The organism is Pseudomonas sp. GW821-FHT07F01, from assembly GCF_059418825.1.
The window spans coordinates 633,014-656,000 of sequence record NZ_JBWKQO010000006.1 but is presented as its reverse complement, the minus strand read 5'-3'; the positions used below and the strand labels follow the sequence as shown (position 1 = coordinate 656,000).

Annotated in this window: 21 protein-coding genes; 17 read left to right on the top strand and 4 right to left on the bottom strand. The window is 65.5% G+C overall.

The features are described from left to right. Positions 1-14 precede the first annotated feature (14 nt). From accC to AC07R1_RS24680, 14 genes are all read left to right on the top strand, one after another. Positions 15-1,376, top strand: a complete 1,362-nt coding sequence (accC, locus tag AC07R1_RS24745) for an acetyl-CoA carboxylase biotin carboxylase subunit (RefSeq protein ID WP_015633996.1) — start codon at positions 15-17, stop codon at positions 1,374-1,376. Positions 1,377-1,605: 229 nt separating this feature from the next. After that, on the top strand, positions 1,606-2,484 hold the full coding sequence (gene prmA, locus AC07R1_RS24740; protein ID WP_011059039.1) for a 50S ribosomal protein L11 methyltransferase: 879 nt from the start codon (positions 1,606-1,608) through the stop codon (positions 2,482-2,484). Positions 2,485-2,514: 30 nt separating this feature from the next. Beyond that, positions 2,515-3,819, top strand: coding sequence for a DUF3426 domain-containing protein (locus AC07R1_RS24735; RefSeq protein ID WP_258611437.1), 1,305 nt, complete (start codon positions 2,515-2,517; stop codon positions 3,817-3,819). A 195-nt stretch (positions 3,820-4,014) separates the two neighbouring features. Beyond that, positions 4,015-5,028, top strand: coding sequence for a tRNA dihydrouridine synthase DusB (gene dusB, locus AC07R1_RS24730; RefSeq protein ID WP_047283747.1), 1,014 nt, complete (start codon positions 4,015-4,017; stop codon positions 5,026-5,028). Then, a complete protein-coding gene (gene fis / locus AC07R1_RS24725; RefSeq protein WP_003186237.1) occupies positions 5,025-5,345 on the top strand; it encodes a DNA-binding transcriptional regulator Fis in 321 nt (106 codons plus the stop codon). Before dusB ends, fis begins: the two co-directional genes overlap by 4 nt. An 82-nt stretch (positions 5,346-5,427) precedes the next feature. Then, positions 5,428-7,035: a bifunctional phosphoribosylaminoimidazolecarboxamide formyltransferase/IMP cyclohydrolase gene (purH, locus tag AC07R1_RS24720; RefSeq protein ID WP_065364915.1), complete on the top strand. Its 1,608-nt coding sequence runs from the start codon at positions 5,428-5,430 to the stop codon at positions 7,033-7,035. A 189-nt stretch (positions 7,036-7,224) separates the two neighbouring features. Further along, positions 7,225-8,514 (top strand): phosphoribosylamine--glycine ligase, encoded by a 1,290-nt coding sequence (gene purD / locus AC07R1_RS24715; RefSeq protein WP_011059035.1) that lies wholly within the window; start codon positions 7,225-7,227, stop codon positions 8,512-8,514. A gap of 98 nt (positions 8,515-8,612) precedes the next feature. Then, on the top strand, positions 8,613-11,399 hold the full coding sequence (locus tag AC07R1_RS24710; protein ID WP_495111024.1) for a hybrid sensor histidine kinase/response regulator: 2,787 nt from the start codon (positions 8,613-8,615) through the stop codon (positions 11,397-11,399). Positions 11,400-11,463: 64 nt separating this feature from the next. After that, positions 11,464-12,060, top strand: a complete 597-nt coding sequence (locus AC07R1_RS24705; protein ID WP_011059033.1) for a MarC family protein — start codon at positions 11,464-11,466, stop codon at positions 12,058-12,060. 38 nt (positions 12,061-12,098) lie between these two features. Further along, positions 12,099-13,007 carry a hypothetical protein gene (locus AC07R1_RS24700; RefSeq protein ID WP_019094013.1) on the top strand — a complete coding sequence of 303 codons (909 nt, stop codon included), beginning with the start codon at positions 12,099-12,101 and terminating at the stop codon, positions 13,005-13,007. A gap of 3 nt (positions 13,008-13,010) precedes the next feature. Beyond that, a complete protein-coding gene (locus AC07R1_RS24695) occupies positions 13,011-13,688 on the top strand; it encodes a hypothetical protein (protein WP_011059031.1) in 678 nt (225 codons plus the stop codon). Positions 13,689-13,721: 33 nt separating this feature from the next. Then, positions 13,722-14,174 (top strand): hypothetical protein, encoded by a 453-nt coding sequence (locus AC07R1_RS24690; protein ID WP_011059030.1) that lies wholly within the window; start codon positions 13,722-13,724, stop codon positions 14,172-14,174. Between the two features lie 27 nt (positions 14,175-14,201). Further along, positions 14,202-14,747: a CPCC family cysteine-rich protein gene (locus AC07R1_RS24685; RefSeq protein ID WP_495111023.1), complete on the top strand. Its 546-nt coding sequence runs from the start codon at positions 14,202-14,204 to the stop codon at positions 14,745-14,747. Further along, the gene (locus tag AC07R1_RS24680; RefSeq protein ID WP_065364911.1) at positions 14,744-15,187 is read left to right on the top strand and encodes an SMI1/KNR4 family protein; all 444 of its coding nucleotides are present in this window, start codon (positions 14,744-14,746) and stop codon (positions 15,185-15,187) included. The genes AC07R1_RS24685 and AC07R1_RS24680 overlap by 4 nt, the downstream gene beginning before the upstream one ends. Before the next feature lie 18 nt (positions 15,188-15,205). Here the strand turns inward: AC07R1_RS24680 and cobJ are convergent, their stop codons facing one another. Genes cobJ through cobG form a run of 4 tightly spaced genes read right to left on the bottom strand, consistent with a single transcriptional unit; the run spans position 15,206 to position 19,590 of the window. Then, positions 15,206-16,927, bottom strand: coding sequence for a precorrin-3B C(17)-methyltransferase (gene cobJ / locus AC07R1_RS24675; RefSeq protein WP_495111022.1), 1,722 nt, complete (start codon positions 16,925-16,927; stop codon positions 15,206-15,208). Next, complete coding sequence (locus AC07R1_RS24670; RefSeq protein ID WP_053156151.1) at positions 16,927-17,658, bottom strand: precorrin-2 C(20)-methyltransferase; 732 nt, start codon at positions 17,656-17,658, stop codon at positions 16,927-16,929. The genes cobJ and AC07R1_RS24670 overlap by 1 nt, the downstream gene beginning before the upstream one ends. After that, positions 17,658-18,284 (bottom strand): precorrin-8X methylmutase, encoded by a 627-nt coding sequence (locus AC07R1_RS24665; RefSeq protein WP_011059025.1) that lies wholly within the window; start codon positions 18,282-18,284, stop codon positions 17,658-17,660. The genes AC07R1_RS24670 and AC07R1_RS24665 overlap by 1 nt, the downstream gene beginning before the upstream one ends. Beyond that, positions 18,277-19,590, bottom strand: coding sequence for a precorrin-3B synthase (gene cobG / locus AC07R1_RS24660; RefSeq protein WP_495111021.1), 1,314 nt, complete (start codon positions 19,588-19,590; stop codon positions 18,277-18,279). Before cobG ends, AC07R1_RS24665 begins: the two co-directional genes overlap by 8 nt. A 138-nt stretch (positions 19,591-19,728) precedes the next feature. Here cobG and cbiE point away from each other — a divergent pair, with 138 nt between their 5' ends. From cbiE to AC07R1_RS24645, 3 genes are all read left to right on the top strand, one after another. Continuing rightward, a complete protein-coding gene (cbiE, locus tag AC07R1_RS24655; RefSeq protein ID WP_495111020.1) occupies positions 19,729-20,943 on the top strand; it encodes a precorrin-6y C5,15-methyltransferase (decarboxylating) subunit CbiE in 1,215 nt (404 codons plus the stop codon). Positions 20,944-21,036: 93 nt separating this feature from the next. Continuing rightward, positions 21,037-22,134 (top strand): cobalt-precorrin-5B (C(1))-methyltransferase, encoded by a 1,098-nt coding sequence (locus AC07R1_RS24650; RefSeq protein WP_495111019.1) that lies wholly within the window; start codon positions 21,037-21,039, stop codon positions 22,132-22,134. After that, positions 22,131-22,859 (top strand): cobalt-precorrin-6A reductase, encoded by a 729-nt coding sequence (locus tag AC07R1_RS24645; RefSeq protein ID WP_011059022.1) that lies wholly within the window; start codon positions 22,131-22,133, stop codon positions 22,857-22,859. Before AC07R1_RS24650 ends, AC07R1_RS24645 begins: the two co-directional genes overlap by 4 nt. The last annotated feature ends 128 nt before the right edge of the window (positions 22,860-22,987 follow it).

The window sequence follows — 22,987 nt, the reverse complement described above, 5'->3', positions numbered from 1 at the left end:
GCGGAGAGTCTTTGATGTTGAAGCCTGCGAAGTTGGAAAAAGTCCTGATCGCCAACCGCGGCGAAATCGCCCTGCGGATCCTGCGTGCCTGCAAGGAAATGGGGATCAAGACCGTAGCCGTCTACTCCAAGGCCGACAAGGAGCTGATGCACCTGGGCCTGGCAGACGAATCGGTATGCATCGGCCCTGCGCAAGCCGCGCAGTCCTACCTGCACATCCCGGCCATCATCGCGGCCGCTGAAGTCACTGGCGCCACGGCGATCCACCCTGGCTACGGCTTCCTCGCGGAAAACGCCGACTTCGCCGAACAGGTGGAAAACTCCGGCTTCGCCTTCATCGGCCCGAAAGCCGAGACCATCCGCCTGATGGGCGACAAGGTTTCCGCCAAGCACGCCATGATCGCTGCCGGCGTACCGACGGTTCCAGGTTCCGACGGCCCGCTGCCGGAAGACGAGGAAACCGCCCTGCGCATCGGCCGTGAAGTCGGCTACCCGGTGATCATCAAGGCCGCCGGTGGCGGTGGTGGTCGCGGCATGCGCGTGGTGCACAAGGAAGAAGACCTGATCGCCTCGGCGAAGCTGACCCGCTCCGAAGCCGGCGCGGCGTTCGGCAACCCGATGGTCTACCTGGAGAAGTTCCTGACCAACCCACGTCACGTGGAAGTCCAGGTGCTGTCCGACGGCCAGGGCAACGCCATCCACCTGGGCGACCGCGACTGCTCGCTGCAGCGTCGTCACCAGAAGGTCCTCGAAGAAGCGCCGGCACCGGGCATCGACGAGACCGCCCGCCAGGAAGTCTTCGCCCGCTGCGTCAAGGCGTGCATCGACATCGGCTACCGTGGCGCCGGCACGTTCGAGTTCCTCTACGAGAACGGCCGCTTCTACTTCATCGAGATGAACACTCGCGTGCAGGTAGAGCACCCGGTATCGGAAATGGTGACCGGTATCGACATCGTCAAGGAAATGCTCAGCATTGCCGCCGGCAACAAGCTGTCGTTCACCCAGGACGACGTCGTGATCCGCGGCCACGCGCTGGAATGCCGGATCAACGCCGAAGACCCGAAAACCTTCATGCCAAGCCCAGGCACGGTCAAGCATTTCCATGCCCCGGGCGGCAACGGCGTGCGCGTCGACTCGCACCTGTACAGCGGTTACGCGGTTCCACCGAACTACGATTCGTTGATCGGCAAGCTGATCACCTACGGGGCCACCCGTGACGAAGCCATGGCGCGCATGCGCAATGCGCTGGACGAAATCGTCGTCGACGGGATCAAGACCAACATCCCGCTGCACCGCGACCTGACCCGTGACGAAGGCTTCTGCAAAGGGGGCGTGAACATTCACTACCTCGAGCACAAGCTGGCCGAGCAACACTGATCGGCACCCGCCACACCGACAAGGCCGCTTTCGAGCGGCCTTGTCGTATCCGCCGCCGCCCTGCAGGAGCGAGCCTGCTCGCGAACCGCGCAGCGGCCATTCCCTGATCAACCGTCCTTGCGACCAAGCACAGGGCATCCCCCTCGCTCCCAAGGGGCGTCTCGCGTAAACTTGCGCGCTTCTCGCGGCCCACTAGGCTGCACATCACATATTTTCAAAGGTGCCCGCCATGCCTTGGCTGCAAGTCCGTCTCGCCATCAGCCCAGAACAAGCCGAAACCTACGAAGACGCTTTTCTTGAAGTCGGTGCCGTCTCGGTCACCTTCATGGACGCCGAGGATCAGCCGATCTTCGAACCTGAACTGAACACCACCCCGCTCTGGTCCCACACCCATCTGCTGGCCCTGTTCGAGGGCGGCACCGAAGCCGCCAGCGTACTCGCCCACATGGAACTGCTGACCGGCGGCCCGCTGCCCGAGCATCACAGCGAAGTCATCGAAGACCAGGATTGGGAGCGCAGCTGGATGGACAACTTCCAGCCCATGCGTTTCGGCCAGCGCCTGTGGATCGTTCCCAGCTGGCACGCCGCGCCGGAGCCCGAGGCCGTGAACCTGCTGCTGGACCCGGGCCTGGCCTTCGGCACCGGCACCCACCCGACCACCGCCCTGTGCCTGGAATGGCTGGACGGCCAGGACCTGAAGGACTGCAACGTGCTGGACTTCGGCTGCGGCTCGGGGATCCTGGCCATTGCCGCCCTGTTGCTGGGCGCCAAACAGGCGGTGGGCACCGACATCGACGTGCAAGCCCTGGAAGCCTCCCGTGACAACGCCGGGCGCAACGGCATTGCCGACGAGTTGTTCCCGCTCTACCTGCCCGAGCAGTTGCCCCAGGTGCAAGCCGATGTACTGGTGGCCAACATCCTGGCCGGGCCACTGGTGGCCCTGGCGCCGCAGCTTTCGGGGCTGGTCAAGTCTGGCGGGCGCCTGGCGCTTTCCGGCATCCTTGCCGAACAGGGCGAGGAAGTCGCCGCGGCTTATGCCCAGGACTTCGATCTGGACCCGATCGCCACCCTTGATGGCTGGGTGCGCATCACCGGCCGTCGGCGCTAGAATGGCCGCCTGCATAATCCGGATGGCCGCATGACCGACAGTTTCGTCACCCAGTGCCCGCATTGCCAAACCCGCTTCCGTGTCAGCCACGCCCAGTTGAGCGTGGCCCGTGGAGTGGTTCGCTGTGGCTCCTGCCTGCAGGTGTTCAACGCCGCACGGCAGTTGCTCGAGCAGCGCGCGGCCAAGGAAGCTGCCACCTCGAAAGCCGCTGCCAAACCCGTAGCGCCACCGGCTGCTCCCGCAGCGACCGTGGCGCCGGCACCGGCGGCACCCGAGCCGGATCTGCCACCCCCCGCGGCCCCTGCCGCTCCTCAGCGCGCCATCAGCCAGAAGCAATGGTCGGCCGCCGAGATGGACCTGGATCACCTGGACCTCGATGAGGAACTGGCCAAGCTCGAACAGCGCGAAATCCAGCCAGCCAAGGCCTTTGGCCAGGAACGCGAGCACAAGGAAGCCAGCCTCAGCGCCCGGCGCGACACCCAGGACGCCGACGAGGCGCACTGGCCGGACGGACTGTTCGGCAGCGCCGCCGAACGGGACGACAGCGAGCCTTCGCCCCCCAAGGTGCAACCGGACGACGCCGAACCCAGCGTCGAACCACCCAAGCCCAGCCGCACCGAACCGTCGCTGTCGTTCAACCTCGCGGACCTGGACGACGAACCCCAGGCGCCCAGGTTGCGCCTGGACGATGACCTGGAACCTCACTCGCCTGCCAACCCGGACGACCAGGACGACGAGCCCGCCGTCTCCGGCAAGAAGCGCCGCGAGCGCAACGAGCCCGGGGTCAAGGAAGAGGTGCTGCTGGACCTGGTGGACGACCCGCTCCACCTCGACTGGCAGAAGCGCCGCTCGCCCTGGGGCAAGCGCCTGCTCTGGCTGCTGCTGATCCTGCTGGCCGCCGGCGGCCTGGTGGGACAATACGTCGCCTATCACTTTGATGAGCTGGCCCGCCAGGACCAGTACCGCCCCTGGTTCCAGCAACTGTGCCCGGAATTCGGCTGCACGGTACCTTCCCGGGTCGACATCGCCCGGATCAAGAGCAGCAACCTGGTGGTACGCAGCCATCCGGAATTCAGCGGCGCCCTGGTGGTGGACGCCATCATCTATAACCGCGCGCCCTTCTCCCAACCCTTCCCGCTGCTTGAGCTGCGCTTCGCCGACCTCAACGGCCACCTGATCGCCAGCCGCAGCTTCAAGCCCGGGGAATACCTGGGCGGTGACTTGCAGGATGCGGCGGAAATGCCGCCGCAGACCCCGATTCACATCGCCCTGGATATTCTTGACCCCGGCCCGAAAGCGGTGAACTACAGTCTGAGTTTCCACTCGCCTGAGTGAATCGGCTGCACAAGTTCACGGACGACTCTGGATTAACGACAGTTTTATGACTGTTTCGCCTGGATTGCTCCCAGGACGTTACAGAAGAACTGTTCAGATTTTATCCAATTCAGCCTTTATCCGGTCATCGAGAGCGGGTATCATGCCAACCCTTTTTCGAACTCTCATGATCCGGCCCCACAACAGGGAAGTCCTATGTCGGCGGTACGCATCGGCCCATATACAGTGCACAACGGTTTGATTCTCGCCCCGATGGCGGGGGTTACAGACCAGCCCTTTCGTCAGCTTTGCAAGCAATTGGGCGCGGGCCTTGTAGTCTCGGAAATGGTCACCAGCGACATGAGCTTGTGGAACAGCCGCAAATCGCGGTTGCGCATGATCCACGAAGGCGATCCCGAGCCCCGCTCGGTGCAGATTGCCGGGGGTGATGCACAGATGCTGGCAGACGCCGCCCGCGCCAACGTCGAGTTGGGCGCACAGATTATTGATATCAACATGGGTTGCCCGGCCAAGAAGGTCTGCAACAAGGCCGCCGGCTCCGCGTTGCTGAAGGACGAAGCCCTGGTCAACGAGATTCTCCAGGCAGTAGTGGCCGCTGTGGATGTACCGGTCACCCTGAAGATCCGCACCGGCTGGGATCGGGAGAACAAGAACGGCCTGACGGTGGCGAAGATCGCCGAGCAGGCCGGCATCACGGCACTGGCGGTCCATGGTCGGACCCGGGCCGACCTGTACACCGGTGAAGCCGAGTACGACACCATTGCCGCGATCAAGCAGGCGGTGTCGATCCCGGTCTTTGCCAATGGCGATATCGACTCGCCGGAAAAGGCCCGGCGGGTGTTGCACGCCACTGGCGCCGACGGGCTGTTGATCGGCCGGGCCGCCCAGGGGCGGCCATGGATTTTTCGTGAGATCGAACACTTCCTCAGTACCGGTGAAACCCTCCCGGCACCGGAGCTGTTCGAGGTGGAACGTATTCTGCTAGAGCACCTGGCCGCGCTGCATGCCTTCTATGGAGAGGTCATGGGCGTACGCATTGCGCGCAAGCATGTGGGCTGGTATCTCGCAACCCTGCCGGGCGCCAGGGAGTTTCGCGCCCACTTCAATCGTTTGGAAGATACGGAAGCACAATGCGCCAACGTTCGTGAGTTCTTTGCCGGACGTTACAAGAGCCTGGAAACAGGGGACGGAGAGGGGGTGGCCGCATGACGATGATGACCGAGACTTTAGTGAGTGGAACAACACCCGTGAGCGACAACGTGAATTTGAAACAGCACCTCAATACACCCAGCGAAGAAGGCCAGACCCTTCGCGGGAGTGTCGAGAAGGCGCTGCACAATTATTTCGCCCACCTTGAGGGCGCTGCCGTCACGGACGTGTACAACCTGGTGCTCTCCGAAGTCGAGGCTCCGTTGCTCGAAAGCGTGATGAACTACGTCAAGGGCAACCAGACCAAGGCCAGCGAACTCCTGGGTCTAAACCGCGGTACCCTGCGCAAGAAACTCAAGCAGTACGATTTGCTGTAAGCATTCAATCAAACCAGAAAGGCGCCCGCGTAAAAAACGGTCGCCTTTTTTGCTGACTCCTTTGCTTTTGATGGAAATTGAGATGACCGACCAGACTACCCGCCTGCCGATCCGCCGCGCCTTGATCAGTGTTTCCGACAAGACCGGGATCCTCGAATTCGCCAAGGAGCTGGAAGCCCTTGGTGTGGAGATCCTCTCCACCGGCGGGACCTTCAAACTGCTGCAGGACAACGGCGTGTCCGCAGTGGAAGTCGCGGATTACACCGGTTTCGCGGAAATGATGGATGGCCGGGTGAAGACCCTGCACCCGAAAATCCACGGCGGTATCCTCGGCCGTCGCGGCATTGACGACGCCATCATGAACGAGCACGGGATCAAGCCGATCGACCTGGTCGCGGTCAACCTCTACCCGTTCGAAGCCACCATCAACAAGCCAGGCTGCGACCTGCCGACCGCCATCGAGAACATCGACATCGGCGGCCCGACCATGGTCCGCTCGGCGGCCAAGAACCATAAGGACGTGGCCATCGTGGTCAATGCCAGCGACTACGCCGGCGTCCTGGAAAGCCTCAAGGCCGGTGGCCTGACTTACGCCCAGCGCTTCGACCTGATGCTCAAGGCCTTCGAACACACCGCTGCGTACGACGGCATGATCGCCAACTACATGGGCACCGTGAACCAGGCCGCCGAAACCCTCAGCACAGAAGATCGCAGCGAATTCCCGCGCACCTTCAACAGCCAGTTCATCAAGGCCCAGGAAATGCGCTACGGCGAGAACCCGCACCAGAGCGCGGCGTTCTACGTTGAGGCCAAGCCTGCTGAAGTCGGCATCGCCACCGCGACCCAACTGCAAGGCAAAGAGCTGTCCTACAACAACGTGGCCGACACCGACGCCGCGCTGGAATGCGTGAAGAGCTTCGTCAAGCCGGCCTGCGTCATCGTCAAGCACGCCAACCCGTGCGGCGTGGCGGTCAGCCCGGACGCTGAAGGCGGTATCCGCCAGGCGTACGAACTGGCCTACGCCACCGACACCGAATCGGCCTTCGGCGGCATCATCGCCTTCAACCGCGAGCTGGATGCAGCCACCGCCAAGGCCATCGTCGAGCGTCAGTTCGTCGAAGTGATCATTGCCCCATCCGTGAGTGAAGAAGCCCGCGCCATCGTCGCTGCCAAGGCCAACGTGCGCCTGCTGGCCTGCGGCCAGTGGTCGGCTGAGCGCGCTGCGGCCTGGGATTACAAGCGCGTCAACGGCGGCCTGCTGGTGCAGAGCCGCGACATCGGCATGATCAGTGCCGATGACCTGAAAGTCGTGACCAAGCGCGCCCCGACCGAGCAAGAGATCAACGACCTGATCTTCGCCTGGAAAGTCGCCAAGTACGTCAAGTCCAACGCCATCGTCTACGCCAAGAACCGCCAGACCATCGGTGTCGGCGCCGGCCAGATGAGCCGCGTGAACTCCGCGCGAATCGCCGCCATCAAGGCCGAGCACGCCGGCTTGCAAGTCGCCGGTTCGGTCATGGCCTCCGATGCGTTCTTCCCGTTCCGCGACGGCCTGGACAACGCCGCCAAGGTCGGCATCACCGCGGTGATCCAGCCCGGCGGCTCGATGCGTGACAACGAAGTGATTGCCGCGGCCGACGAAGCGGGCATAGCCATGGTGTTCACCGGCATGCGCCACTTCCGTCACTGATACGACAACGGTCGCACTGACACCGGCATCTGCTGCGTTGGAGCCCACCTCGATGATGCTCATTGCCAACAGGCAACTGCGCTCATCGAGGTGGGCTCCGCCTTGCATCTACCACTGTCATTGCAACCTCCTGAGGCGTCCAGCTCTTCAGGTTCCAAAACAGAATTAGCGTCATCCGAGGTTTTTGAAATGAATGTACTGATCATTGGTAGCGGCGGTCGTGAACACGCTCTGGCCTGGAAAGTCGCTCAGGACCCACGGGTTCAGAAAGTGTTCGTCGCCCCAGGCAACGCCGGCACCGCCATCGAGGCCAAGTGCGAGAACGTCGCCATCGACGTCCTGGCCCTGGAGCAGCTTGCAGACTTTGCTCAGAAGAATGTGTCCCTGACCATCGTCGGCCCGGAAGTGCCGCTGGTGGCTGGCGTGGTCGACCTGTTCCGCTCCCGTGGCCTGGACTGCTTCGGCCCGACTGCCGGTGCTGCGCAGCTGGAAGGTTCGAAAGCCTTCACCAAGGATTTCCTCGCCCGCCACAAGATCCCTACTGCCGACTATCAGAACTTCACCGAGATCGAGCCGGCCCTGGCTTACCTGCGTGAAAAAGGCGCCCCGATCGTGATCAAGGCCGACGGCCTGGCCGCCGGCAAAGGCGTGATCGTCGCCATGACCCTGGCCGAAGCCGAGGAAGCGGTGCGCGACATGCTGGCCGGCAATGCCTTCGGCGACGCCGGTTCCCGCGTGGTGATCGAGGAGTTCCTCGACGGCGAGGAAGCCAGCTTCATCGTCATGGTCGACGGCAAGAACGTGCTGCCCATGGCCACCAGCCAGGACCACAAGCGCGTCGGCGACGGCGACACTGGCCCCAATACCGGTGGCATGGGCGCCTACTCCCCGGCACCGGTGGTCACTTCAGAAGTGCACCAGCGGGTGATGGATCTGGTGATCTGGCCCACCGTGCGCGGCATGGCCGAGGAAGGCAACGTCTACACCGGCTTCCTCTATGCCGGGCTGATGATCGACAAGGCCGGCAACCCGAAAGTCATCGAGTTCAACTGCCGCTTCGGCGACCCGGAAACCCAACCGGTGATGCTGCGCCTGCAATCGAGCCTGGTGCTGCTGGTGGAAGCCGCCCTGGCCCAGGCCCTGGACAAGGTCGAAGCGCAGTGGGACCCACGCCCGAGCCTGGGTATCGTTCTGGCGGCAGGCGGCTATCCTGGTGACTACGCCAAGGGCGCGGCCATCACTGGCCTGGACGCCGCGGCAGCACTGGAAGGCAAGGTGTTCCACGCCGGTACCGCACTCAAGGATGGCCAGGTCGTGACCTCCGGCGGCCGGGTACTGTGCGCTACCGCCATGGGTGACAGCGTTGACGCGGCTCAGCAACAGGCCTACCGCCTGGCGGCCGAGATCGACTGGCAGGGCTGCTTCTACCGCAAGGACATCGGCTACCGCGCCATTGCCCGCGAGCGCGGCCAGGAGTAAGGCTGTCGTTGACCCCGGCAAGGGCAAACGCCCTTGCCGTGCGGTCATTACGCCGCGCATAGTTATAATCAGGCATCAACCAACGAAGGGATTTCGCCGTGCGCTGGCTCAGGATTGCCCTAGGCTTCACCGTCACCTTGCTGACCCTGCTCTGCTTGAACCCGGCCCTGGCCGCTCAAGGCAGTGGCTGGGCGGTTTTGCTCGACGAACAGGCCGACCTGCAGCTCAGTGACATCCGCTCCCCGCGCTACACCAACCAGTTCAGCCCGATCGAGCTGGACAAGCTTACCGCCGCCGAGCCCGATGGCGCCCTGTGGCTACGCTTCAAGCTGCAACCGGGAACCCATGAGCAGATCCTGCGGATCTTCGCCCCCGACCTGTCCCACCTGAACCTCTACGTGCTCGAAGGCGACAAGCTGATCGAGCAAGTGAACACCGGCTCCGGCCCGTCGCAGGCGCAAAAGCCCCTGCCCAGCAGCGACTTCATGCTGCCGCTGCCACAAAGCGCCAAGCCACTGGACGTCTTTGTACGCCTGGTGTCCGAACACGAACTGCGCCCCTTCATCACCCTGCAATCGGCGGTGATGGGCGCGGCCGACCAGAGCCAGACGCTGATCTACGGCCTGCTCTTCGGCTGCCTGGCGATGCTGATCCTGCACAACCTCACCCGCTTCGCCTACACCCGTTCGCGCAGCAGCCTGTGGCTGGCAGCCTGCGAAGGGCTGCTGACCCTCAGCCTGCTGATGCTGCTGAACCTGTTCGGGCCCTGGCTCCCGGCCTGGGAAGCCCTGCAGACGCCGGGGGCCTATATCGCCCTGCTGCTGACCGCGCCCTGCGGGATGATGTTCGCCTACCGCTTTTTCGCCCCCCTGGGCGCCCATCCGCTGAACCGCCTGCTGCTGGGCAACATCCTGCTGATCAGCCTGTTCGGCCTGTTGCTGCTGTTCGTCGATACCCTGCCGCTGAACATCATCACCTACGGCCTGGTGGCCCTGGCCGGCCTGAGCATGCTGTTCGTCGGTGGCTATCACTGGCACAAGGGCTATCGCCCGGCGCGCCTGTTCGTCGCCGCCATGGTGATCTTCAACCTCGGCACCCTGGTGATCCTGCCGGCCCTGCTGGGGCTGACCCTGGTGGCCCCGCAAGGCCTGATCGTCACCCTCTTGAGCGTGGTGTGCATCGCCGGGCTGCTGATGAGCATCGCCCTGGGCGAGCGCCAGCGCAACATCACCGAGAACCGCTTCAGCGTCAGCCGCGACCTGGCCGCCAGCACCGCCGAGGTCAATGCCAAGGCCGAGTTCCTGGCCAAGATCAGCCACGAGATCCGCACCCCGATGAACGGCGTGCTGGGCATGACCGAGCTGCTGCTGGGCACCCCGCTGTCGGTCAAGCAGCGCGATTACGTGCAGACCATCCACAGTGCCGGCAACGAGCTGCTGACCCTGATCAACGAGATCCTCGACATCTCCAAGCTGGAGTCCGGGCAGATCGAACTGGACGATGTGCAGTTCGACCTCAACGCCCTGATCGAAGACTGCCTGAGCATCTTCCGAGCCAAGGCCGAACAGCAGAACGTCGAGCTGATCAGTTTCATCCAGCCCCAGGTGCCACGGGTCATCAGCGGTGACCCGACACGCCTGCGCCAGGCCCTGCTGAGCCTGTTGGAAAATGCCCTGAAGAAGACCGATGAAGGCGAAGTGCTGATCGTCGTCGCCCTCGACGAGCGCAGCAGCAAACCGCGCCTGCGCATCGCCGTGCAGGACAGCGGCCAGCCGATGGAAGCCGAAGAGCGCGAAGCCCTGCTGCACACCGAGCTGCACAGCAAGAACTTCCTCGCCACCACCCGCCTGGGGGGCAACCTGGGGCTGGTGATCGCCCGTCAACTGATCCTGCTGATGCATGGCGAGTTCGGCATCAAGAGCGGCACCAACCAGGGCAGCACCCTGTGGCTGACCCTGCCCCTGGATGCCGAGCGCCTGGAACACCCGACCGCCGACCTCGACGGCCCACTGCAGGGCGCGCGGGTACTGGTGGTGGACGACAACGACACCTGCCGCAAGGTGCTGGTACAGCAGTGCAGTGCCTGGGGCCTGAACGTCAGCGCCGTGCCATCGGGCAAGGAAGCCCTGGCCCTGCTACGCACCAAGGCGCACCTGCGGGACTACTTCGACGTGGTATTGCTGGACCAGAACATGCCCGGCATGACCGGCATGCAACTGGCGGCGAAGATCAAGGAAGACCCGAGCCTGAACCACGACATCCTGCTGATCATGCTCACCGGCATCAGCAATGCGCCGAGCAAGGTGATTGCACGCAATGCCGGGATCAAGCGCATCCTCGCCAAGCCAGTGGCCGGCTACACCCTCAAGACCACCCTGGCGGACGAACTCAATCAGCGCGACAAGGCCCCCGCCGCCCCCTACAACCAGCCGGCGCACGCTGCCCAGGCCCCGGCGCCAGTCACCGTGCCCAGCGACTTCCGCATCCTGGTGGCCGAGGACAACAGTATTTCCACCAAGGTCATCCGCGGCATGCTCGGCAAGCTCAACCTGCAGCCCGATACCGCCAGCAACGGCGAGGAAGCCTTGCAGGCAATGAAAGCCAACCGCTACGACCTGGTACTGATGGACTGCGAAATGCCGGTGCTCGACGGCTTCTCCGCCACCCAGCAACTGCGCGCCTGGGAAGTCGGCAACCAGCGGGTGCGTACCCCGGTGGTGGCGCTCACCGCGCACATCCTCGCCGAGCACAAGGAGCGCGCGCGCCAGGCCGGCATGGATGGGCACATGGCCAAGCCCGTGGAGCTCTCGCAACTGCGGGAACTGGTGGAACACTGGGTGACCCAGCGCGACCTGCGCGAGCGCAGCACCGCGCACACCAGTTGAGCCGACAGGCTCTGCGGCGCCTGTTAAACTCTCGCTCGCCCTCCTTTAGTCGTGAGCTCCCACCATGCTCCACGTGCTGTTCAGCGTTTACCTGAAGATGCTGGTGCTCTACAGCCCCTTCTTCGTGCTCTCGTGCTTCATCAGCCTGACCCGCGGCTATTCGCTCAAGGAGCGCCGGCGCCTGGCCTGGAAAGTGGCCCTGGCGACCCTGGTCTCCAGCATCCTGCTGTACCTGTTCGGCCGGGTGATCTTCGGCGTGTTCGGCATCACCGTGGACGCCTTCCGCATCGGCGCCGGCAGCGTGCTGTTCATCTCTGCCCTGGGCATGGCCCAGGGCAAATCGGCGGTGCAGACCGACAACGTGCAGCAGGACGTGACCATAGTCCCGCTGACCATTCCCCTGACCGTGGGCCCGGGCACCATCGGCGCCCTGCTGGTGATGGGCGTCAGCCAGCCGCACTGGGACGACAAGCTCACCGCCATCCTCAGCATCGCCCTGGCCAGCCTCACCGTGGGGGTGGTGCTGTACCTGTCCAACCGCATCGAACGCATCCTCGGCGACCAGGGCTTGCAGATCGTCAGCCGGTTGATGGGACTGTTCGTCTGCGCCCTGGCGGCGCAGATCATCTTCACCGGGGTCAGGGGCTACCTGGTCCCTTAGGGCCCCGGCCACCCTCCCATCAAGCGACAGGCAACGGAATGCAGACTCTTCAACGACCCACTGGCACGGGCCCCGCCGCCGCGCGCGCCCTGTGCCTTGCGCAGATCGGGCGCGGCCTGGCCTGCCTGCTGGCCGGGCTCCTGCTCATGCCCCTCCCGGCACTGGCTGGCGAATCGCCCCAGGCCAAGCTCGAGGCCTGGCTGAACAAGACCAGTGAATCCATTGAGCGCTTTGGCGACTTCAAGGTGTACCACCGTCGGGACGGCAGCAGCCCCCGGGAAATCACCTACAAGGGCCAGCTCTATCGGCCGCTGAACGCCTGGCAGATCACCGATGTAAAACCCACCGGGGCGACCCGGGGCGGGCAACCGGTACTGCTGGCCACCACCATCGAATGGATGGGCGTCGGCACGGTGCTGATCGCCGTGCAGAACGACACGCCCCTGGCCCGCGTCCTCAGCCCGGTCAAGAGCAAGAGCGAACCCGACTGGGGCCAGCCGCAACCCGGACGCAGCGACCTGCTGCTGTTTCCCGAGGGCGCGCGGGCCCTGGTGCCCTCCACCGGGCAAGTGCTGTGGTTCGACGAGCGGCTGCCCGGCTGGGGGTTCTCCCACTACGCCATGCTGGTGTCGGTGTCGCCGGACAACAGCAGTGCTGCGTTCCTCGGCAAGGAAGGGCTGCTGCTCAGTTCGGCGGAGCAGGGCGTGTATGCCCAGTTGCCGATCAGCAAAGAGCTGAACCTGAGCCAGCTCTGGCCCCTGTTCAACCAAGCCGGCGACCGCGCGCGAAAGGCCCTGGACGAAGGCCGACGTATTGACCAGAGCCGCCTGCATCACGCCTTGCAGGTGGACTGGGTCGGCCGCCAGTTCAGCTGGCAGCAGGTGCAGGGAAGCTGGCAGCTCAAGGGGCTGGGCCTGAACTCCAGCCCGCTGAAGAAGGAGCATTGAGTGATGACCGTTCTACGTCCATGGCCCGCCCGACAGCTGCTGCAACTGACTACGGCCATGGTGCTGGCCGGTTGCGCCAGCCATGGCAGCGAGCAACCCAGCGATATACGCACCGAGCACGCCAAGGCCTCAGACGCGGTGCTGGAGCTTGAAGTCAGCTTCGCCAAAGCGCCGGACTACAAGCCTGAAACCCGCGGCCCCTATGCATCCAGCCAGTACGTGAAGATCGAGGGCGCACCGGCCCTGGAGATACCCTTCTACCAAAAAGGTATCGGCTTCGAACTGGGCGTGGTGGGTGACCCGCGGGCGCTGCTGGCCCTGCCCTACCCTTCGCCCAAGGCCGACTCATCGAGCAAGAACCTGCGGGTCATCGGCCAACGCCTGGACAGCACCCGCTACCGTTTTGTAGTGCTGCCGCTGTCGGGCTGGAACAGCCTCGACAGCTTCGAGGTGGCCTTCGCCCACAACGGCCGGCGCGAGGCCATGACCTTCACCTACAGCACGCAAGTGGCCTGCAACAGCAGCTTTGCGGTGACCACGCCGACCTACGGTTTCGCTATGTCGGTGGAGGCGCGCTTTCCCAAGGGCGTCCAGGGTTGCCTCAAGGCCTGTGATGCACGCCCCGAGTACGCCGGGCAATGCGCCTACAACTCCGGTTTTCGCCAGGTCTCGAACCTGTAGAAACCCCCTTCCAGCAGGAGCAGGAACCACCCAATGCCCTACAGCGCCGATGCCGCTTTCATTCAGGAACAATGGCAGGCCGGGTGTTTCCCCCGGGAAAACACCCTGGTCCTCGGCAGCGGGTTCTACTGCCTGTTCGACCTGCCCTATGAACATCCCCGGCTGATCAACAACGTCTGGATGCCGGCCCTGGACTATCCCCAACAGGATGAGCCTGACTTCGTCACCACCCTGGGCTTGTGCACCGACGGTCCACAGTCGTTCTATGCCCGGGGTGGGGAGACGGCAGGCTACGGCGGCGATGGCTTCCTGGCCTTGCAGGAAAAAGGCTCGGATGCACTGATCTGGCTGATTGCCCTGCGCGACACCAACCCCTTCAACCGAGTAGAGATCCAGGACCAGTACCTCCATGGCGAATCGACCTCCGGGGTCAGGGTACGAATACCCATTCAGCGCCCTGACCAATTGACCCTGACCTGGCCCTGAACCGCCCCCTCGAAAAGCCGAGCCCCCATGGAAAAACTCACCGCCAACGCAGCCATCGACCTTCTGAGCCGCCACAGGTTGCCCGGCCTCGACGCCGCCGCGCGCTTCTCCCACCTCCTGAACTGGTGGGGAATAGACAGCGACGACCTTGAATTCGCGGCACTTGCACCCAGCCTGCAACAACAGATCCTGACCCAACCGGAGCCCCCGCAAGAGGTGCAAGACCCACGCTACGACGCGCTGCTGCTGATCGCCCTGCGCGCCGAATATCGCGGCGTGACCCACCTGTACCTGAGGCGCTGCCTGCGTGAAGCCGGGCTGGGTGACTACACCGTCAGCGCGAACATCGAGTGCCTGGAGGCCTGCCCCTGCTGCGGCTACCTGACCCTGGGCGCACGAGGCGAATACGAGATCTGCGACCTGTGCCACTGGGAAGACGACGGCAGCGAAGCGCTGGATGTGCAGAGCGGGCCGAACCATAAAACCCTGGGCCAGGCCCGGGAACAATTCACCCGCGACATGAACCATCTGCCGCTGGACAAATGGCCACGCGCCACCGAGTACCCGGCATGATTCCAGCGCCACTGATTGCCCTGATCGAAGCCCAGCCCCGCTACCGCCCGCTTCCTGAAAGCGCCGAGGTCACCCTGGCGCTGGAAGCCCTGGGCATTGCCCCGGACAGCGAGTTCGCACAGATCTACCTGGCCTGCCACCCCGCCGACTTCAGCAGCCGCGCCAGCGACGAAGTGCTCCTCGACATTGCCGGGCCCGGCGAGGAAGTTCGCATGGGCACCGAGTTCATCCATGAGGTCTGGGAGCTGCCAGAGAACTTTGTGGCCTTCACCTCATTGCAAGGCGAAGGCGGCTACTTGCTGGACAAGGACAGCGGCGGCGTCTGGGATTTCGACCTGGGCGACTGGGAAGCTTTCGTCGCCGGCCGCATCCCCGCCAGATGGGCCGGCTTCTTCGAATTCATCACCTGGCTGCTGACCGCCGAACCCAGCGACTCGTAGGAGCCGGCTTGCCGGCTCCTACAGGGGTTTATTGCCGTACCAGCGCGGGGTGTACACCCAGTCGCCGCCCCCGGCCCGGGGGAAGACGCAGGTGGTGGAGGAACCCACCAGCACCATGGTGCGCATGTCCACCTGCTCCGGGGTCAGCTCGCCCAGGGTGATGACCCGCAGGGTCTGGCCCGGGCGGCCAATGTCGCGCCCCAATACCACAGGGGTTTGCGGCGTACGGTGCTGGCGCACGATCTCCAGGGCCCGGCCCAGTTGCCAGGGCCGCGAGCGGGAAATCGGGTTGTAGAAGGCCAGGGCCAGATCCGCCTGGGAGGCGAGGTCCAGGCGCTTCTCGATGATGTCCCAGGGCTTGAGGTTGTCCGACAGCGACAGCACGCAGAAGTCATGGCCCAGAGGCGCACCGGCCTGTGCCGCGGTAGCCAGGGAGGCGGAGACGCCCGGGAGGATCTCCAGATCGACGCTGTGCCAGGCCGGGTCGCTGGATTCGTGCAGGGCTTCGAGCACCGCCGCGGCCATGGCGAACACTCCCGGGTCGCCGGACGACACCACCACCACCGAACGGCCCTGGGCCGCCAGCTCGAAGGCGTGACGGGCGCGCTGCATCTCTTCGCGGTTATCGGTGCAGTGCATCACCTGGTCGGCGCGAAACGGACCGGCCATGCGCACATAGGTCTCATAACCTAGAATGTCATTGGCCCGGGCCAGTTCGGCTTTCACCGCGGGCACCATGAGCTCGGCAGCGCCCGGACCGAGGCCGATCACGGCCAGACGCCCACGGGGGCGGCCAATCTGCTCCGGGTCCAGGGGCTGGTTGGCCACGGCAATGGCGATGTCCTCGCCCACCTTCAGCGGCGGCAGCAATTGCGGCACCGCCTGTTGCGCCAGCTCGACGACGCTGTCGGCGGCCGGCAGGAAGCGCAGCGGTACGCCCAGTTGCGCTGCTGCCTGGTGCAGGGCACGGTCGGCCATGTCGCGGTCAGCGGCCAGCAGGCACACCACCGACTGCACCGCGATGCGCGCCTGATGCAAAGCCTGGCGGATGTGGGTGGCCAGGTCGCTATCAGCTTCGCCGGCAAGCCGCTGCCCACGGCAGGCAACCAGCACGCTGCGGGAGTAGATCAACAGTTCATTGGCCACGGGCTCGCGCTCGGCGGAACCGACCCGGATGGTCAGGCGGGCCTGGTCGTCCTCGGGCAGCTTCGCTGCGGCCAGCCAGGGTGCTGCGCCTTCGATGCGCACGCTTTCGCCACCCAGCAGGTCGGAGACGAACCGCTTGCCCAGCTCCAGGTCACCCAGGGCATAGCCACTGGGCGGGTTGAGCAGGCAGGTGCCGAAGCGCAGTTCACCGCTAGTGGTAATAGCCGCGGCCACTCCAAGGCCCGCAGCGATTTCCCGGGCCATGACGTTGACGCCGCCCAGGCCGCCCAGCAGCGGCACCACGGCGCTGCCGTCTTCGGCCACCGCCAGCACCGGCGGCTCGGCGCCCTTTTCCAGCAGCAGCGGCGCCAGGGTGCGGATCACGATGCCGGCCGCACACAGGGCGATGATGGGCGCGTCCTGCTGATAGAGCTGGCGCAGGGTCGCGCCGAATTCGTGGTAGACCCGGTCGGCGCCTTCGACCCGTTCCGCCAGACCGTGGATCAACGAGTCGGGATACAGCCGCTGGATCTGCCGTGCGGTGTCGAGGCTGCCTTGGCCAAGGATGACGATGGCCGGAGTTGAACGGGCCATCAGCCTTGCCACCTTTCGCCGGGAACGATGATCAGCGAGAAGTACGGCGAGGACATCGGCTCCACGTCATCCAGCGGCACGATCTTCTGGTTGGCCATGGTGGCGCGCTCGACGTACAGCGCACGCCGCGCCAGCCCCAGTTCTTCCAGGACCTGGCGCACCTTGGGGAAGTTGCGCCCCAGCTTCATCACCACCGCCGCATCGGCGTCCGCCAGGCGACGCTTGAGTTCCTCATGGGGCAGCACCCCGGAAAGCACCGACAGGCTCTGGTTGCGATACACCAACGGCGCGCCCAGCACCGAAGCGCCGCCCAGCATCGAGCACACCCCCGGCACCACTTCGGCCTGGTAACGCTCGGCCAGCCGGTCGTGCAGGTACATGTAGGAGCCGTAGAAGAACGGGTCGCCTTCGCAGATCACCGCCACGTCGCGGCCGGCGTCCAGGTGCTGCGCCAGCTCCTGGCTGGCGCTGTCGTAGAAGTCGCTGATCACTTGTTCGTAGGACAGCGGCGCCGGCAGCACCTCGGTGGTGACCGGGTACACCAGGGGCAGCAGGGTCTGGGCCTGTTGCAGATGCCCTTCGATGATGCCGAAGGCATTGCCCTTCTTGCCCTTGGCCACGAAGTAGGCCACCACCGGTGATTCGCGCAGCAGGCGCAGGGCCTTCAGGGTAATCAGTTCCGGGTCACCGGGGCCCACGCCAAGGCCGATCAAACGTCCGGGCTGCTGCATCATTCGACCTCCGTGGCCAGGGCATTGACCGCAGCCGCCGCCATGGCGCTGCCGCCCAGGCGGCCCTGCATGATCACGAAGGGCACCCCGCGGCTGTCGGCGGCGAGCATCGCCTTGGATTCGGCGGCGCCGACGAAGCCCACCGGGAAGCCGAGGATCAGCGCCGGTTTCGGCGCGCCCGCATCGAGCATTTCCAGCAGGTAGAACAAGGCGGTGGGCGCGTTGCCGATCACCACCACGCTGCCTTCCAGGTGCGGGCGCCACAGCTCCAGGGCCGCAGCGGAACGGGTGTTGCCCAGCTCCCGGGCCAGCGCTGGCACGCTGTCGTCGCGCAGGGTGCAGATCACCTGGTTGTTGGCCGGCAAGCGGGCCCGGGTAATACCCTCGGAAACCATGCGCGCATCGCAGAGAATCGGTGCACCGGCCGCCAGGGCATCGCGCCCGGCCTTGCCGGCGCCCTCGGAAAACTGCAGGCCATCGACGGCCTCGACCATGCCGCAGGCATGGATCACCCGCACGGCGAGTTTCTCCAGGTCGGCGGGAATGCGCTCCAGCCGGGCTTCTTCGCGAATGATCGCGAAGGAGTTGCGATAGATCTCCTGACCGTCGCGGATGTAATCAAGCATCAAGGTTGCTCCGTGGGCGGGCATCGAGCAATGCCTCTGCCGCTTCAATAGAAAGGTTGCGTGCGTGCAGCGTGCCGAAACCCGGCAGCGCTGCATCGCGCAAATACAAGTCATAGCGCCCTGGGGCCACCGCCAGCAGGGTGGCCGGCGCCACATGAGCGGCGGCGCAGGAACGCGGGCAGGCGGACAGGTGCACATCCAGTTGGCGGCCATGGCGCTGGAGCAGTCCTGCCAGTTGCAGGGCGTCGCTTTTGGTGTCGGCCAGGGCCTTGCCGCAACCACTGGAACCGGTGCAGGCAATCAAGTGAGCCAAGGCCTGTTGCGGGCTGCACAGCAGGCCCAGTTGTTCCAGGGCTGCAGTGGCCGCCGGCGCATCCGCCGCGGCGATCGAGGGCAGCAGCAGGCTCTGCCAGGGGGTCAGGCGCAGGCTGGCGTCGCCGTACTCTCGGGCCAATTGCGCCGCGCCCTTGAGCATGGCCGGATCGAGCCGCCCCAGGGGCGTGCCCGCGCCAACATAGACCTGCCCGGGCGCAGCCTGTGGATAAGTACCGATGTGCAGCCTGGCGTCACTGGCCTGGCGCCGCCAGCCACCGATATTCAACAGCGGCCGGCTCAGGCGGGGCTCCAGTTGAGCGAGGAAATCCTCCCGCGACATGTCCATCAGCAGGTGACGCATGCGCGTCTGTTCCGGCCGCGCCAGGTCGAGAAACAGCTCCAGCACGGCCACCAGCAGCTCGTGGCCCTGGTCCTGCGCCACCGCCGCCAGGGGTTCATCCACCGGGCAGCCAGCCAGGCCGAACGCCAGCAGCCCCTGGCCGTCGCGCTCAAGGGCCGACAGCCACAGGTCATGGTGATGTTCGAGCATGGCCAGGGCTTCGCCACCGTCGAGCTGTACGGCGAACTTGGCCGACAGTTGGTGAAAGCGCGGATGGCCCTGCAAGGTGTCGAGAATCTGTGCGGCCAGGGGCCGGGTATCCATCAAGCACTGCCGATCGATCCCGGCGCAGGGGCTGAGCATCAGGTTGCGCACATCGTCACCGGCGGCAGTAGTCGGCCCAAGCCCGGCAGCCAGCAGTGCGGCGATCAGTGCCTGATGCTCCGGGCCGATGCCGCGAATCTGCAGGTTGGCGCGGTTGGTGGCCTCGATCACGCCACCGGCGTAAGCCTGCGCCGCCTCGGCCACTGCCACGGCCTGCTCCGCGCTGATGACGCCGCCAGCCAGCTTGATCCGGCAGATGCCACCGTCCAGCGCCGGGACGATGCGCAGCAACCCCGGGCAGGCCGAGGGGCGGATGGCAGTGGACATCGAGCGTTCGTTCAAGGGGGTGACCGGCCGTGTGGGAAAAGCGCTTCGTCAGCGAAGGCGCGGTATTATGCCTGCTTTGTCCGAAGGCATGAAAAGCCTGCCTGTCGGAACAACAGGTTTTGCGTTCGAGGAATAGAGATGTCGCCCTGGCTGACAGTAGTGGGAATCGGTGAAGACGGCTTCAAGGGCCTGGGCAGAAATGCCCGGCACGCCCTGCTGGGCGCATCAAAGATCGTCGGCGCCCAACGCCAGCTGGACCTGCTGCCACCCTGCATCCGTGGCCAGCGCCAGCTGTGGCCCAGCCCGTTTTCCCTGGAGCCGGTGCTGAGCCAGCGTGGTGCTGCAGTCTGCGTCCTGGCCAGCGGTGACCCCATGCTGTTCGGCGTCGGCGCCAGCCTGGCGCGGCAGCTGCCCGCAGAGGAAATCCAGGTACTGTCCTTCCCTTCGTCCTATTCCCTGGCGGCTGCGCGCCTGGGCTGGCCTTTGCAGGAGGTGATCACGCTCTCTGTGGTCGCGCGGCCGATCAGCGCACTCAGCGCCCAACTGTCCGGCGGGGTACGCCTGCTGGTGCTGAGCAATGACGGCCACAGCCCGGCCGCCATTGCCGGCCTGCTGCGCGAGCGCGGTTTCGGCCCGAGCCGGATCAGCGTGCTGGAACACCTGGGCGGCCCCCTGGAGCGGCGCATCGACGGCACCGCCAATGACTGGGCCGCCCCGGCAATCGCCGACCTCAACCTGCTGGCCATCGAATGCCTGGCCGAAGCCAGCACCCCGCGCCTGTCGCGGCTCGCCGGCCTGCCGGACTCGGCCTTTCGCCACGACGGCCAGTTGACCAAGCGCGACGTGCGGGCCATGACCCTGGCGCGCCTGGCACCGGTGCCCGGCGAGCTGCTCTGGGACGTGGGTGCCGGCAGCGGCTCCATCGGCATCGAGTGGATGCGTACCCACCCCAGCTGCCGCGCCCTGGCCATCGAGGCCGACGACGGCCGCCAGCAATTGATCGAACACAACCGCGAGGTACTCGGCGTGCCCGGGCTGCAACTGATACGCGGCCGCGCGCCCCAGGCACTGGCCGGGCTGGAACGCCCGGATGCGATCTTCATCGGTGGCGGCGTGACCCGCGAAGGCGTGCTGCAGGCCTGCTGGAAACAACTCAAGCCCGGCGGGCGCCTGGTGGCCAATGCCGTGACCCTGCAAAGCGAAATGACCCTGATGGACTGGCGAGAACGCCACGGCGGCGAGCTGACCCGCATCCACATCGCCCAGGCCCAGCCACTGGGAGAGTTCGACACCTGGCGCCAGGCCCTGCCGATCACCCTGCTGGACCTGCACAAGCCCCGGGACCTGCCATGAACCTTGCAGGTGCGGGCTTGCTCGCGAATACGTCCGCCCAAGAGACCGAAGTGCGCCCTTGGCGAGCAAGCTCGCCCCTGCGAGGGCTGGGGCATGCGTGAAGAAACAGCGGAACAGCCCGCGCCCCTGCGCAGCGGCCTGACCACCGGCAGTTGCGCCACCGCCACCAGCCTGGCCGCCGCGCGCCTGCTGCTCGAGGGCAGCAATGCCGACGCGGTGCAGATCATCCTGCCCAAGGGCAAGCAGGTGCAGATGCGCCTGGAATTCTGCCGCCACACCGCCGACGGCGCCGAAGCCGGCACTATCAAGGACGCCGGCGACGATCCGGACGTGACCCACGGCGCCCTGCTGTACTCCCGGGTGCGCCTGACCCCTGAACCGGGCATTCGCTTCGTCGCCGGCCAGGGTGTCGGCACCGTGACCCGCCCCGGCCTGGTGCTGGCGGTGGGCGAGCCGGCGATCAATCCCGTACCGCGCCGGATGATCGGCGAGCACCTGCAACGGCTCGCCGAAGAACGGGCCTACCCCGGCGGTTTCGAGGTCACGGTGAACGTCGAGGGCGGAGCGGAACTGGCCCTGAAAACCATGAACCCGCGCCTGGGGATTCTTGGCGGGCTGTCGATCCTGGGCACCAGCGGCATCGTCCGGCCCTTCTCCTGCGCGGCCTACATCGCTTCGATCCATCAAGGCATCGACGTGGCCAAAACCAATGGCTACCTGCACATCGCCGCCTGCACCGGCAACGCCAGCGAGGACACCATGCGCCGGGTCTACGAGCTGCCGGAAATCGCCCTGATCGAAATGGGCGACTTCGTGGGTGCGGTGCTCAAGCACTTGCGCAAAGTACCGGTGGATAAACTCAGCCTGTGCGGCGGCTTCGGCAAGATCAGCAAGCTGGCCGCCGGGCACATGGACTTGCACAGCCGCCACTCCAGTATCGACTTGCCGCAACTGGCGCAATGGGCCGCCGATGCAGGGGCCGACCCAGCCCTGCAACAGGCGATCCGCCAGGCCAATACCAGCCAGCAGGCACTGGCCATGGCCAGCGCCGCCGGAATCGCGCTGGGCGATGCGGTATGCCAGCACGCCCTGGATTTCGCCCGCAGCGTGGTGCCGCCCCAGGTCCAGGTAGAGGTCTTTGCCATCGACCGCCAGGGCGGCATCGTCGGCCACGCCGGAGGTTTCCAATGACCCGTATCCTGCTGCTGGGCGGAGTCACCGAGGCCCTGGCCATCGCCCGCACCCTGGGCCCGGAACATATCTACAGCCTGGCCGGGGTCGGCCGGGTGCCCGGTGACCTGCGGTGCCAGGTACGGGTCGGCGGCTACGGCGGCGCCGAGGGCCTGGCGCGCTTTATCCGCGAGCAGCGGATCGGCCTGCTGCTGGATGCCACCCACCCCTACGCAGCACAGATCAGCGCCAATGCCGTGGCCGCCGCGAAGAGCGCTGGCGTGCCCTGCTGGGCCTTGCGGCGCCCGGCCTGGCAGCCTCAACCGGGTGACGACTGGCGCGAGATCGACGGCTGGGCGCAACTGGTGGAGGCCCTGCGCCCCTTCAAGCGGCCACTGTTCACCCTGGGCCGCGAGCCCTTGCAGCACCTGGATGAAATTCCCCCCGGGCAATTCTGGACCCTGCGCGCCCTGGAGGCCTGCCCGGGCAACGAGCACTGCGAAGTCATAGGTGCCCGCGGGCCGTTCCTGATCGAAGACGAGCGGCAGTTGTTCGCCCGCCGGCAGATCGACGTGCTGATCAGCAAGAACAGTGGCAGCAGCGCCACCGAACCCAAGCTGGAAGTGGCCCGCGAGCGCGGGCTGCCGGTGCTGGTACTCAAGCGTCCGGACCTGCCCGAAACGGATCGCAATTTCAGCAGCACGGCCCAGTTGCTGCTGGCCCTGGGCTTGCCGGATAAAGCCTGACAGACAAAACCATCGCGCCCCACAGCAACATGGGAAACCCCTGGCAGCGCGCGCCAATTCCTTGCTTTAGCCTTCCTTGAACAGCCTCAGTGACGCCGGCGCCGGGCAGGACCGCCTGTCGCTTCACT

Excerpts from the sequence above, each read along its gene's own strand:
- AC07R1_RS24685 (WP_495111023.1), top strand. The coding sequence starts at position 14,202 with ATGGAAAAACTCACCGCCAACGCAGCCATCGACCTTCTGAGCCGCCAC.
- AC07R1_RS24705 (WP_011059033.1), top strand. The coding sequence starts at position 11,464 with ATGCTCCACGTGCTGTTCAGCGTTTACCTGAAGATGCTGGTGCTCTAC.
- AC07R1_RS24735 (WP_258611437.1), top strand. The coding sequence starts at position 2,515 with ATGACCGACAGTTTCGTCACCCAGTGCCCGCATTGCCAAACCCGCTTC.
- AC07R1_RS24680 (WP_065364911.1), top strand. The coding sequence starts at position 14,744 with ATGATTCCAGCGCCACTGATTGCCCTGATCGAAGCCCAGCCCCGCTAC.
- AC07R1_RS24690 (WP_011059030.1), top strand. The coding sequence starts at position 13,722 with ATGCCCTACAGCGCCGATGCCGCTTTCATTCAGGAACAATGGCAGGCC.
- prmA (WP_011059039.1), top strand. The coding sequence starts at position 1,606 with ATGCCTTGGCTGCAAGTCCGTCTCGCCATCAGCCCAGAACAAGCCGAA.
- accC (WP_015633996.1), top strand. The coding sequence starts at position 15 with ATGTTGAAGCCTGCGAAGTTGGAAAAAGTCCTGATCGCCAACCGCGGC.
- AC07R1_RS24670 (WP_053156151.1), bottom strand. The coding sequence starts at position 17,658 with ATGCAGCAGCCCGGACGTTTGATCGGCCTTGGCGTGGGCCCCGGTGAC.
- AC07R1_RS24645 (WP_011059022.1), top strand. The coding sequence starts at position 22,131 with ATGACCCGTATCCTGCTGCTGGGCGGAGTCACCGAGGCCCTGGCCATC.
- AC07R1_RS24665 (WP_011059025.1), bottom strand. The coding sequence starts at position 18,284 with ATGCTTGATTACATCCGCGACGGTCAGGAGATCTATCGCAACTCCTTC.
- cobJ (WP_495111022.1), bottom strand. The coding sequence starts at position 16,927 with ATGGCCCGTTCAACTCCGGCCATCGTCATCCTTGGCCAAGGCAGCCTC.
- dusB (WP_047283747.1), top strand. The coding sequence starts at position 4,015 with ATGTCGGCGGTACGCATCGGCCCATATACAGTGCACAACGGTTTGATT.
- cbiE (WP_495111020.1), top strand. The coding sequence starts at position 19,729 with ATGTCGCCCTGGCTGACAGTAGTGGGAATCGGTGAAGACGGCTTCAAG.
- fis (WP_003186237.1), top strand. The coding sequence starts at position 5,025 with ATGACGATGATGACCGAGACTTTAGTGAGTGGAACAACACCCGTGAGC.
- cobG (WP_495111021.1), bottom strand. The coding sequence starts at position 19,590 with ATGTCCACTGCCATCCGCCCCTCGGCCTGCCCGGGGTTGCTGCGCATC.
- AC07R1_RS24695 (WP_011059031.1), top strand. The coding sequence starts at position 13,011 with ATGACCGTTCTACGTCCATGGCCCGCCCGACAGCTGCTGCAACTGACT.
- AC07R1_RS24700 (WP_019094013.1), top strand. The coding sequence starts at position 12,099 with ATGCAGACTCTTCAACGACCCACTGGCACGGGCCCCGCCGCCGCGCGC.
- AC07R1_RS24650 (WP_495111019.1), top strand. The coding sequence starts at position 21,037 with ATGCGTGAAGAAACAGCGGAACAGCCCGCGCCCCTGCGCAGCGGCCTG.
- purD (WP_011059035.1), top strand. The coding sequence starts at position 7,225 with ATGAATGTACTGATCATTGGTAGCGGCGGTCGTGAACACGCTCTGGCC.
- purH (WP_065364915.1), top strand. The coding sequence starts at position 5,428 with ATGACCGACCAGACTACCCGCCTGCCGATCCGCCGCGCCTTGATCAGT.